This window comes from Alkalihalobacillus sp. BA299, from assembly GCF_017745675.1.
In the GTDB taxonomy this organism is placed as follows: Bacteria; Bacillota; Bacilli; order Bacillales; family Bacillaceae_F; genus Alkalihalobacterium.
Map to the genome: position 1 here is coordinate 110,769 of NZ_JAFLJM010000009.1, position 13,076 is coordinate 123,844.

Below are 13,076 nucleotides of genomic sequence, written 5' to 3' on the forward strand. Positions count from 1 at the left end.
CTACTATTAATGAATAGAGCTTTTCTGATACAAGTCAGAAAAGCTCTATTCATTATTGATTAAATTATTCTAAATTGCATAAAAGATATAACAATCTCCTCTAAAAGCATAGGTGTATTAGTTTTAATAAATGGCACAAAAATTGCAATATTCAATATTGAATGCTCAAAAAATTAATTTTTTGAAGGAGGAAAAAAATGAAAACTTTAACAAATGTCATTGATTTAAAAATGTATATTAATGGAGAATGGGTAGATGCACTTAGTGGACAGACTCATGATGTAATTAACCCAGCAAATGGAGAAGTGATAGCTAAAGCGCCCCTTGGTGATGTTGAAGATGCAGTTCGAGCTATAGAAGTCGCTCGGCAATCTTTTGACTCTGGTGAATGGGCAGATACACCGCCAGTACAACGAGCAAGCTATCTAAATGCAATCGCGGATAAATTGGAAGAACGAGCCGATGAATTTGCATTGCTGGAAACGTTGAATCAAGGAAAACCTATTAAAGAGTCAGAGATTGACGTAGCCGATGCCGTTGCTTGTTTTCGTTATTATGCAGGTATGATTACGAAACCGGACGGACAAACGTATCATGTAGCAGATCCAATGCAGGCCATGGTCGTTCGTGAGCCAGTAGGTGTATGTTCTTTAATTGTTCCATGGAACTTTCCATTATTAATGTCCGTTTGGAAAATTGCACCTGCTTTAGCTGCAGGAAATACTATTGTCTATAAGCCATCAGAAGTGACTCCAGTCTCTGCTATGAAGCTTTTTGAAATAATAGATGAAGTTGGAATTCCTAAAGGAGTTGCTAATATGGTGATGGGACCTGGACCGACAGTAGGTAATGAACTGGCAGAAAGTCATTTAGTTGATAAAGTATCCTTTACAGGCGGAACCGTAACAGGTCGCAGTATTATGAAAGCAGCAACAGGGAATATAAAAAATATTTCTCTAGAATTAGGTGGGAAATCCCCTAATATTATTTTTGCTGATGCTGATCTTGAAACTGCTTTAGACTACACCTTAATGGCAATCTTTTTTAATCAAGGTGAAGTATGTTCAGCAGGTTCCAGGTTATTAATTGAAGATAAAATTCACGATCAATTTGTTGAAAGACTAATCGAACGAGCAAAGAAAATTGTTGTTGGTTCTGGTCACAGCCCTGAAACTGAAATGGGGCCATTAGTTAGTCAAGCACATATGGAAAAAGTTTTAAAGTACATTGAAATTGGTAAAGAAGAAGGCGCTCGTATTGTACTAGGTGGAAATCGCCTGATGAATAATGGATTAGATAAAGGATTCTTTATGGAACCAACGATTTTTGTAGATGGAACGCCAGATATGAGAATTGTTCAAGAGGAGATATTTGGTCCGGTATTAGTCGTTCAAAAATTTAGTAATGAAAAAGAAGCGATTGAGCTCGCCAATAACACAAAATATGGGCTAGCAGCTGGAGTATTTACTCAAGATGCTGCAAAAGGACTAAGAGTCATTAAGAAACTTCGTGCAGGAATTACATGGTTAAATAACTATGGCCCAACTTATAATGAAGCACCATGGGGAGGGTACAAACAGAGTGGAATTGGTAGAGGTCTAGGAACATTTGGACTTGATGAATATACAGAAATTAAACAAATTAATATTAATTTACAAGTGGAGCCGGTTGGCTGGTATAAAAATTAACCATTCATTACTGTAATAGGTTATATATTTGAATTTTAACACTCGAAAAGGTATATAGCTTTTCGAGTGTTGCATTATAAATGATTTAAACAATAGTAGGTTCAATCGAATAATATTAATTTGATATATTGGCACAACTATTGCATTGATAATAGTGATTAAAATAAATGAGGTGTATAAAATGGTTGTTTCAAACTTGAATAAAATCAATAAAGACAGTCCATTGGAGCAGTTTCAAGGGATATTAAAGGAAGCTATCCAGAAATTAAACTACTCCGATGAAGTTTATAATTTATTAATGGAACCGCTTCGCTTCCTTGAGGTAAGAATACCAGTACGGATGGATAATGGTGAAACAAAAATATTTACAGGATATAGGTCACAACATAATGATGCAGTTGGTCCAACCAAGGGAGGAATTAGATTTCACCCAGATGTAACAGCAGATGAAGTGAAGGCCTTATCTGGTTGGATGAGCTTAAAATGCGGGCTCACTTCTTTACCTTATGGAGGCGGTAAGGGTGGAGTAATTTGCGATCCGAGGAGTATGAGTCTAGGTGAATTAGAAAGGTTAAGTCGAGGTTATGTTAGAGCGATTAGTCAACTTGTTGGACCAACCAAAGATATTCCTGCTCCTGACGTTTATACGAATTCACAGATTATGGCATGGATGATGGATGAATATAGCGAAATTCGAGAATTTGAGTCACCTAGTTTTATTACAGGAAAGCCTGTTGCTTTAGGAGGTTCCTTAGGAAGAGAGACAGCTACATCAAAAGGGGTTTTCTATACATTAGAGTTAGTAAGTAAGTTAAAGCAAATTCCTATCAATGAAATGAAGGTAGTAATTCAAGGGTTTGGAAACGTAGGAGCTTTTTTAGCTTTAGAATTATTTAAGCACGGTGCAAAAGTCGTTGGGATTTCAGATGTTTTAGGAGGTATTTATGATGCGAATGGTTTAGACATTCCATACTTGCTAGAGCGAAGGGATTCATTTGGCACAGTGACAAATTTATATAATACGACCATTACTAACAGTGAATTACTAGAAAAAGAGTGTGATGTATTAATACCAGCTGCGATTGGTGGCCAGATAACTAGTGATAATGTTGAACAAGTGAAGGCAAAAATAATTATTGAGGCAGCGAATGGACCTACAACTCGAAAAGCAGTAATACGATTACAGGAAAAAGGTGTCATGGTTGTACCAGATATTCTCGCTAATTCGGGTGGCGTTATCGTTTCCTATTTTGAATGGTGTCAAAATAATCAAGGCTATTATTGGTCGGAAAAGTTGGTAGAAGATAGGTTAAAAGAAAAAATAGAAGAAAGTTTTCATGAGGTTAATGATACCGCTAACAAATATAAAGTTGATATGAAGTTAGGAGCTTATATGGTCGGTGTTAGAAGATTAGCCATAGCATCAAAACTAAGAAGTTGGGTGAAATAATTTAATCTAAGGGGGAAAAATATGAAATTAGATATATTACAAGATGAAATAGAACAACAGAATGCTAGATTTATATGTTTTTTATCAGATACTCATAGGTATGATTTTTGGATCTTTTACTCGCACAAATTTTACGGTAAATCAATGGTTTATTCACTTCATTCAGGAAAACTCCTGTTATTATGCCCTTCTGAGCTAGAGGATCTAAATAATTGGCAAGTTTCACTCGGGGTGGTAGATGACGATGTTGAAAGTATTTTTGAATTATTAAAACAAGTTCTTGAGTCATCAAAAGTGCTAAAACCACAATACTAATAAGGAGGCAAATATAAATGAAGGTATTAGAAGTTGTTACTTCGCCTTATTTTGGAGAAGTAGAAAAAGTAAATATCCAATCAGGCGATTATGTGTATGAATGGGCTACATTAGTCGATATTAAACAACCAAACGGTGAGTTAAAACAGGTTTCCATTGCGGTTAGTGGAATTATTGAGGATATTAAGGTGGAAGAAGGAGAAAAAGTAACGCCTGGAAAAGTACTTGTATTTATTGAAGATGATCTAAAAATTACAGGAACTGACTAATAACAGTGGTTTCACGTGAAATAACAATAGGGAGTGTACACATTATGATATATGCAGGAACGGAAGTAGTAAAGCGTGGAATGGCAGAAATGCAAAAAGGCGGCGTCATTATGGACGTTGTCAACGCCGAACAAGCAAAAATAGCAGAAGCAGCCGGGGCAGTAGCGGTCATGGCATTAGAAAGAGTTCCAGCGGATATTCGCGCAGCTGGTGGGGTTGCACGTATGGCTGACCCAACGATTATAGAAGAAGTGATGGGTGCAGTATCTATCCCTGTGATGGCCAAGTGTCGAATTGGCCATATTGTGGAAGCGCGTTTACTTGAGGCGTTAGGTGTCGATTATATTGATGAGAGTGAAGTGTTAACACCTGCTGACGAAGTGTATCATTTAAACAAACGTGAATTTAAAGTTCCTTTTGTTTGTGGTGCTCGTGATATTGGTGAAGCTTGTCGACGTATTGGTGAAGGAGCATCGATGATCCGAACAAAAGGTGAACCAGGAACTGGAAATATTGTCGAAGCTGTACGTCATATGCGGATGATGCAATCACAGATTCGCAAAATCGTTTCGATGTCTACAGATGAAATCATGACGGAGGCTAAAAATACGGGGGCTCCTTATGAACTTTTATTACAAATTAAAGAATCAGGAAAATTGCCAGTTGTAAACTTCGCTGCTGGTGGTGTTGCTACTCCTGCAGATGCAGCATTGATGATGCAGTTAGGAGCAGATGGTGTATTTGTTGGTTCTGGGATTTTTAAATCAGATAACCCAGAAAAATTTGCTCGTGCTATTGTGGAATCAACAACTCACTTTGAAGACTACGAGCTAATTGCGAATCTCTCCAAACAACTAGGAACAGCAATGAAGGGAATTGAAATTTCTTCATTACAGCCATCAGAACGTATGCAAGAACGGGGATGGTAAAACTCTAGCTTCAAAAATAAGTTAATAAAACTTTATTTATAACGATAGGCGTAATGTCTTTTCATAGATTAGACATTATCCTATCGTTTTTATTAATCTTAAAGGGCGGTTAATCTAATAATTTAAAAAAGAGTCTATATGGCTTTAAATTTTACGACAATTAAAATTTTAAAGGATAGAAATGACATTGAATAAATCGTTATTCATTTTTGCATAAATTATGCTTCTGTGAATGAGGCTCTACTCATCAGTTATCAACACTTTCAAAGTTTATAGATAATTTGGAATTGGCATGAATTTTGCAATAGTAAATATGAAAGTTGTAATAAATGAGTAGGAGGTTAACATGTTACAAAGAAAGTACTTCTTTATACCTGTCTTATTATCGATGAATTTAATCGATGCATCTCTACATTAAAAATATTTAATTTTCAATGAGAGGTGCAGAAGAATGGCAAAGACATTATATAGTAAACCAATAAACGATGATTTTCGCATGCCAGGTGAATTTGAAGAACATGAAGGGACTTGGATGCTTTGGCCAACACGAACAGATACGTGGAGACTAGGGGCAAAACCAGCCCAAGATGCTTTTGAAAAAGTGGCTATTGCCATATCACAGTTTGAGCCCGTTACCGTTTGTGTTCCTTGTTCTCAGTATGAGCATGCCCGTGAAATATTACCGAGTTCAATTAGAGTAGTGGAGGTATCTTCTAACGATGCTTGGATGAGAGATATCGGACCTACTTTTATAAAAAATGACCAAGGGGAAGTACGAGGAATTGACTGGGGATTTAATGCCTGGGGAGGTTTACAAGGTGGTCTTTACTTTCCTTGGGATCAAGATGCTTTTGTTAAACAGAAAGTACTAGAAATTGAAAGAATCGATCGATATGACGCGCAACATATCATTCTAGAAGGTGGAGCGATAACGGTTGATGGGGAAGGAACACTCATTACGACCGAGCAATGCTTGTTAAATGCCAACCGTAATCCTAACATGACGAAAGAGGAAGTAGAAGAGCAATTAAAAAACTATTTAAACGTCAAAAAAGTCATTTGGTTAAAACAAGGGATGTTAAATGATGAAACTGATGGTCATGTCGATGAAGTCGTTTTCTTTGTTAAGCCAGGGGTACTAGCGATGAGTTGGACGGAAGATACAAGCCATACACAATCCCCTATTCTTAGTGAAGCTTACAATCAATTAAAAAATGAAGTAGATGCTAATGGAAGAACGTTTGAAATTCACAAAATTCAAATACCTAAACAGGTAAAGATTTCAGAAGAAGATGCGAATGTAATTGACCGTTCTAGAAGTAGTTTTAAGAGAGGTGGTGGAATTGAACTAGCCTCGACTTACGTCAATTGTTATATCTGTAATGGAGGAGTCATCGTTCCGGCATTCGGTGATCCTGAAGACGAAAGGGCACTTATAAAAATTCAAGAATTATTTCCAGAGCGTAAAGTCGTTCAAGTAAACACAAGAGAAATAGCCCTCGGCGGTGGAAATATTCACTGTATTACACAACAGCAACCTAAAAAATAATTAAATAGAAAGGAAGTAATTGATCATGTCAAAAGGAAAAGTAAATGTCGCATTAATTCAACACAAATGTGTTGAGGACCGCTCTGAAAATATGAAAGTCGCAGTCGATATGATACGTAAAGCTGCAGAACAGGGGGCGCAAATTATTTGTACGCAAGAATTGTTTACTGGAACGTATTTCCCGCAAACGATTAATGTCAATAAATATGAATGGGCAGAACCAATTCCAGGACCTACAACTAATACGATGCAATCTTTAGCAAAAGAACTAGGTGTTGTGATTATCGTTTCATTATACGAATATGCCATGGATGGTGTCTATTTTAATACAGTCGTCGTTTATGATACAGATGGTGCTAATCTAGGAAAATATCGAAAACATCATATACCAGAAGGTCCTCAATATATCGAGAAATATTATTTTACAGAAGGAGATGGTGGATATCCTGTGTTTAAAACGAAGTATGGAACTATTGGAGTACTCATTTGCTGGGATGAGTGGTTCCCAGAGCCATCTCGTATTCTTGCTTTAAAAGGAGCAGACATTGTATTTTATCCTTCCGCTATCGGTTCAGAACCAGATTATGCAGATTTGGACACATCGCAAACATGGATGGATGCAATCAAGGCACATGGCATTCACAATAATATGTTTATTGCCGCGGTCAATCGTGTCGGACGTGAAGATAGTGATGAGGGCTATATGGAATTTTATGGTCGAAGCTTTATTAGCAACCCATGGGGTACAATTATAAAAGAAGCAGAAACGAAAGAAAATGAAATTATAATAACAGAGATTGATCTATCTGAAATAAAACGAGCAAGAAACATCTTACAATTCCACCGTGACCGTCGTCCGGATAGCTATCAAGATTTATTAAAAAGAATTATAATAGAATAATATGTTGTTTTATTAGGTCTTAAAGTTATTATTTAAGACCTCTTTTTTTATAATAAATCTATTATATATCGCTTTTACAGGTTCACATTTATAAAATATGAACATAAGAAAAAATCATTAATTATGCACTATTGAATGATCTATTCAAAATTGCAGATTAAAAAAGAAATCTATAGGTTAAATCATAGAAAATATATGAAATATAAGCTTTGTTGAATGTTCAATAGTTGGCATAGGAATTGCAAGTAATAGAGTGTAGTTATTTAAAAAGATTTTTGGAGGGGATTACACTGACAAAAGGTAGAAAACCAACGATTTTCGTAGCTTTGATTCCAATTGTTTTTATGATTTGCGCACTTGCAGTTTCAATCGTTGTATATGATGTAGATGCGCATATTCCTTTACTACTAAGTGCAGCTGTTGCTTGTATTGTTGCACTAAAGCTAGGGTACAAGTGGAAAGAAATTGAAAAGAGTATGTTAGATACAATTAGACTCTCGATGCAGGCCATTCTAATTTTAATGATCATTGGAACGATTATTGGTTCTTGGATTGCTGGTGGGATCGTACCTACAATGATTTATTATGGGTTAGATATATTATCACCAGGTTATTTTTTAGTGGCAGCTTGTTTAATATGTTGTGTGGTTGCGATCGCTGCGGGTAATGCGTGGACGGCTGCTGGTACCATTGGGGTTGCGGTGTTAGGAATTGGTTTTGGTTTAGGTATTCCGCTGCCAATGGTGGCAGGTGCGATCATATCTGGAGTATATTTTGGAGACAAAATATCACCGTTATCCGAAACAACCAATCTAGCTCCAGGAATAGTTGGGGTAGAGTTATTCGATCATATTAAACACATGCTCTATACCACTGTACCTGCTTTAATTATTTCCTTGATCCTTTACACGATTTTAGGGTTGAAGTTTTCCGGGCAAGGTTCTAGTACGGATGATGTTTTATTAATTCAACAGACATTAAAAGGAGAGTTTTTAATTAGCCCCTTTCTATTAATTCCTCCTTTACTTATTATCGTAATGCTCGTGTACAAAATACCAGCGATACCCGGTTTAACGATCGGTTCAATACTTGGAGCGCTTTGTGCAATCTTTATTCAAGGCCAATCCGTAGGTGACACGATATCTGCATTACATTACGGTTTTAAAACGGTTACGAATGTGCCAATCGTTGACGATTTACTGAATCAAGGTGGAATCGAATCGATGATGAGTACCGTTGCGTTAATTTTATTAGCGATGTCATTTGGTGGAATATTAGAAAAAGCAAGGATACTAGAAACGATCGTCGATCAGTTACTAAGGTTTGCTAAAAGTACAGGCAGTCTTATTACTGCTACAGTAGCCACATGTTTCTCTGCCAATGTCATTGCTTGTGATCAATACTTATCAATTGTACTGCCAGGGAGGATGTATGCTCTTGAATTTCAAAAAAGAGGACTGCACCCGAAAAACTTATCACGGACCGTTGAAGATGCTGGAACGATGACTTCACCACTCATACCATGGAATACATGTGGGGCATTTATGTATGCTACTTTAGGTGTACATGCTTTTGATTATGCGCCTTATGCTTTTCTCGTCCTGTTAAGTCCATTAGTAGCTATTCTTTATGGTTATACAGGTATAAAAATTGAATACCTACCAACAGAAAAAGCGGAAAATGAAGCGTCATAATCGATATTTAGAGTATAAAATATGCTTCTATTAAGTTTTGTTTCGAAACTTTTATCTTTGAAACAAGGTGGTAATCGAAATATGCAACATTTTATCACACAATTACCCTATGAATTGGCTTCTGCTTTTATCGCATCCATTATGTTTATTATTGCGGGTATTTTTATCTGAATATTTTTAAAAATGGTTTTACCCATTTGTGAATAACGTTATGCGTTTTTGCATAAATCGGGTTTGTTGGAAAGGACAAAACATAAGCATGTACCTGTTTTCAAAAGCGTTACAACTGGCAAATTAGAGCATGAGAACTTCGATAAACAGTAAATAAGTGAAGTTGGCATAAAAATTGCAATTATTAAGTTGAGCGGTGAAAAGGGGGAGGTATATGACATTGGAGAACGTAGAGGAACTAGGTCTGTAAAGAATATTAGAAATTCATTCTATCAAAAATATTTAATTGGAGGATAAAAAGATGGAAACGAGTACAACTACACAAACATTGGAAAAAGAATATGGAGCGATTAATTCATATATTAAAAAAGTATTATCATTAATCGAAAAGGAACACGTATCCAAAGAAGAAGCCGAATGGATTACGAAAGAAACAGTAGATAACTTTAGGGAGCATGTTAACCCAGGATTTTTGGAATATCGAAAATCGGTAACGAAGGACACTCAATTTGCATCCGTAGAATGGTCAGATTCAGGTTCTTGCTTTAAAGATGTTCATGGTAAAGAATACATCGATTGTCTTGGTGGGTTTGGGATTTATAATGTAGGACATCGAAATCCTAAAGTAGTCAAAGCGGTTACGGATCAATTAAAAAGACAAGCACTACACAGTCAAGATTTACTCGATCCATTACGCGCGATGTTAGCGAAAATTCTAGCGGAAATTACACCTGGTGATTTAAAATATTCCTTTTTTGTCAACAGTGGGACTGAAAGTGTTGAGGCTGCATTGAAACTAGCAAAAATGTATAATGAACGAAATACATTTATTGCAACGACAAGGGCCTTTCATGGCAAAAGCTTAGGTTCCTTATCAGCAACGGCGAAAGGAGTATTCCGTAAACCGTTTTTACCATTAATACCTGGGTTTAGACATGTCCCATTTGGTGATATTGACATGATGCGTAAGACGATGGAATCTTGTGCATTAGTAGGCGAAGATGTAGGCGCTGTTATTATTGAGCCAATCCAAGGTGAAGGTGGAGTTATGGTACCTCCAGAAGGGTATTTAAAACAAGTTCGTGCATTATGTGATGAGTTCGGTGCTTTACTGATTTTTGATGAAGTCCAAACGGGTATGGGTCGAACAGGTAAAATGTTCTGTGCTGAAGTTTATAATGTTGTCCCTGATATTTTATGTCTTGCTAAGGCATTTGGTGGAGGAATTATGCCAGCTGGAGCGTGCGTGGCTTCTGAGAAAGTATTTAAGAGCTGGTTCCCTAACCCATTTATGCATACTACTACATTTGGAGGAAATCCATTAGCTTGTGCCGCAGCAATTGCTACGATTAATGTATTAATTGAAGAAAATTTACCGCAAAGAGCGCAAGAAGTGGGAGAATACTTTATCAATGGGTTAAGAGAAGTTGCAGCTCAGCATCAAGACAAAGTCTTAGAAATTCGCGGGAAAGGCTTACTCATTGGTGTTGAATTTCATTCAGACGAAATCGGCTACGAAGTGTCAAAAGGATTATTTGACCGCGGCGTACTTGTAGCGGGTACACTCATTAATTCGAAAACGTTTAGAATTGAACCACCTTTAACAATAAGCTATGATGAAGTCGATCAAGTGATTGCAACATTCAAAACAACTTTAGAAACACTGAAAGTATAATTTGAATGGAAGGCTTTATTGCCTTCCTTTTTACTTAACTTTCCTTTTCTATAAGATATAATGAAGAAAAAAAGGATGGTCGATTTACAATGATAGATGTTCGAACTGCAAATACAATATCAATCAATTCGTCGATTTCGGATATCTGGGAGATGATGTCAAAGTATACGGACCCATTTATCTTTATTACTGACCCATTAGAAAATGAGGGGATTATTGGATATATTCATAGTAAAGATATTATGCCTTTGCTAAGAAAAGGTAACATTGAAAACCTTCATGTTAGCGAATTGCCTATTCAAACGAATATTATTAAAGTGTCTAAAAATGCAGATGTATTAGACTTTTTTAAAGTGTTTGGTGAAGATGTCGTTGTAATCGTAGGTGAAACTAACAGAATTGAAGGATATTTACAAAGAGAAGATGTTTTATATTACCTTTTAACAAGTAAATCTTCAGGAACCGATTGGATCCGCTCCCTCTTAAATTCCATCCCTATGGGAATTATTATTACCGATACCTATGGAAGAATAGAAAATTTTAGTGACGAAGTACTTCGTATGTTGAAAATGTCATCTGAAGAATTAAGAGAAAAGCAAGTAGGAGAGCTTTTAGATCAAGAGTCTTACTTAAAAGTGATTGAGCATGGAGAAACGATTTTAAATTATATCATCATTAAAGATGAATATAGTGTATTAGCCGATTTAGGACCGATAAGGAATAAGAAAGGGATTGTTACTGGATCGATTGTTGTTTTACAAGACTTACCGTATATCGAAAAGATGGCGATGGAATTAGAATATGTAAAAAACTTAAATGTTGACTTACAAGCCATTCTTTCATCTACTTATGATGAAATTATTGTCCTTAGTAAGAAAGGGACATTGCTTCGATATAGTGGTAGATTAATTAATGATTTTTGGGAAACGGATAAGGAGCAACTAATTGGAATTAATTTAATGGAATTAGAACACGAAGGGACTTTCTTTTCATCGATTGTAAGAAAAGTCATTGAAAAGAAACGGAAAGTAACGGTCACTCAAGAAAGTCGTTCAGGAAAAAATGTGTTAACTGTTGGTAATCCGGTATTTAATCAAAATGGAGAACTAGAACGTATCGTCATTGCTTTAAGAGATATTACAGAAACGGTTTTATTAAAAGAAGAGTTACGAACAGCAAAAAAAGAATCAGAAAAGTATAAAAAAGAGTTAGAGCATTTTAAAGATTGGTCTAATTTAAATATCAATAAAAAGATCATATACCGTAGTGATAAAATTGAAAATGTCATGAAATATATAAAAAAGATTTCTAACGTTTCTTCAACGGTGTTATTAACGGGCGAATCAGGCGTTGGAAAAGAGGTCTTTTCTAGAGCAATTCATGAACTTGGTCCACGAAGCAATAAACCTTTTATAAAAGTAAATTGTGGTGCGATTCCAGAAAATCTGCTTGAAAGTGAACTTTTTGGCTATGAAAAAGGTGCTTTTACAGGTGCAAATGCCAATGGAAAACCTGGTTATTTTAAATTAGCGAATAAAGGGATTTTATTTTTAGATGAAATAGGAGAGCTCCCACTTAATTTACAAGTAAAGTTATTACGTGTATTACAAGAAAGAGAATTTATGCCAATTGGTGGTACACAACCGATTGATGTAGATGTTCAAATTATAACAGCGACAAATAAAGATTTAGAGGAAATGGTCGAAAGAAAAGAATTTAGAGAGGATCTATTTTACCGTTTGAATGTTATTCCAATTCATATCCCTTCTCTAAGAGAGCGACCTGAAGATATTCCGCTGCTTTGCCTTCATTTCCTGCAAAACTTTAATCATAAATATAATAGAAATAATCAATTATCCCAGGATGCCTTAGACTTATTAGAATCCTATTCTTGGCCAGGCAATGTCAGAGAACTTCAAAATATTATTGAACGATTATCAGTAACTAATGATAATGAACTCATTGATTCAGAACAAATCCTTCCGATTATAAAAAAAGGAAAGAAAAGTACAGGGAATAAAGAAATAAATAAGATTATCCCTTTAAAACAAGCCATTAATAATGTAGAAGAACGTTTAATTATTCTGGCTATGGAGGAGTATCAAACGACAACGGAAGCCGCAAAAGCATTAGGTGTCAGTCAATCGACCATTAGTAGAAAATATAGCGAATTGATAAAGAAGAAAGAAAGAGGGGAGTAAAATGGGGTATAGCACAGAGGTTATAAGTCCTTTTAATGGGAAAATAAAAAGGATCTATTATAATCCAGGAGATGATATAGAAGCTGGTGAGGTTTTAATTAGTCTTTATGTCAACGATGTAAGTATGGACATCTTATCTCCTATTGATGGGAAAGTTGAATTAATAGATGTAGTGATTGGAGAAAAGGTTATTTCAGGAATGGTTATAGCTATTATAAAGGAAGCACATTAAAA

Annotated in this window: 10 protein-coding genes and 1 pseudogene; all 11 read left to right on the plus strand. The window is 35.8% G+C overall.

The features are described 5' to 3' along the window. Positions 1–197 precede the first annotated feature (197 nt). On the plus strand, positions 198–1,688 hold the full coding sequence (locus tag J0N78_RS13455; protein WP_209123625.1) for an aldehyde dehydrogenase family protein: 1,491 nt from the start codon (positions 198–200) through the stop codon (positions 1,686–1,688). 181 nt (positions 1,689–1,869) lie between these two features. After that, positions 1,870–3,138, plus strand: coding sequence for a Glu/Leu/Phe/Val family dehydrogenase (locus tag J0N78_RS13460; RefSeq protein ID WP_209123626.1), 1,269 nt, complete (start codon positions 1,870–1,872; stop codon positions 3,136–3,138). A 21-nt stretch (positions 3,139–3,159) separates the two neighbouring features. After that, the gene (locus J0N78_RS13465) at positions 3,160–3,453 is read left to right on the plus strand and encodes an SAV0927 family protein (RefSeq protein WP_209123627.1); all 294 of its coding nucleotides are present in this window, start codon (positions 3,160–3,162) and stop codon (positions 3,451–3,453) included. 17 nt (positions 3,454–3,470) lie between these two features. Next, complete coding sequence (locus tag J0N78_RS13470; protein ID WP_209123628.1) at positions 3,471–3,722, plus strand: biotin/lipoyl attachment domain-containing protein; 252 nt, start codon at positions 3,471–3,473, stop codon at positions 3,720–3,722. Positions 3,723–3,766: 44 nt separating this feature from the next. Then, positions 3,767–4,651 carry a pyridoxal 5'-phosphate synthase lyase subunit PdxS gene (pdxS, locus tag J0N78_RS13475; RefSeq protein ID WP_209123629.1) on the plus strand — a complete coding sequence of 295 codons (885 nt, stop codon included), beginning with the start codon at positions 3,767–3,769 and terminating at the stop codon, positions 4,649–4,651. Between the two features lie 451 nt (positions 4,652–5,102). Continuing rightward, positions 5,103–6,200, plus strand: coding sequence for an agmatine deiminase (gene aguA / locus J0N78_RS13480; protein ID WP_209123630.1), 1,098 nt, complete (start codon positions 5,103–5,105; stop codon positions 6,198–6,200). A gap of 25 nt (positions 6,201–6,225) precedes the next feature. Then, positions 6,226–7,101 carry a carbon-nitrogen hydrolase gene (locus J0N78_RS13485; RefSeq protein WP_209123631.1) on the plus strand — a complete coding sequence of 292 codons (876 nt, stop codon included), beginning with the start codon at positions 6,226–6,228 and terminating at the stop codon, positions 7,099–7,101. A 344-nt stretch (positions 7,102–7,445) separates the two neighbouring features. After that, positions 7,446–8,829, plus strand: a pseudogene (nhaC, locus tag J0N78_RS13490) (Na+/H+ antiporter NhaC). 438 nt (positions 8,830–9,267) lie between these two features. After that, positions 9,268–10,641, plus strand: coding sequence for a putrescine aminotransferase (locus J0N78_RS13495; protein WP_209123632.1), 1,374 nt, complete (start codon positions 9,268–9,270; stop codon positions 10,639–10,641). A gap of 89 nt (positions 10,642–10,730) precedes the next feature. Beyond that, on the plus strand, positions 10,731–12,842 hold the full coding sequence (locus tag J0N78_RS13500; RefSeq protein WP_209123633.1) for a sigma 54-interacting transcriptional regulator: 2,112 nt from the start codon (positions 10,731–10,733) through the stop codon (positions 12,840–12,842). Position 12,843: 1 nt separating this feature from the next. Further along, positions 12,844–13,074, plus strand: coding sequence for a biotin/lipoyl-containing protein (locus J0N78_RS13505; protein ID WP_209123634.1), 231 nt, complete (start codon positions 12,844–12,846; stop codon positions 13,072–13,074). Positions 13,075–13,076 lie beyond the last annotated feature (2 nt).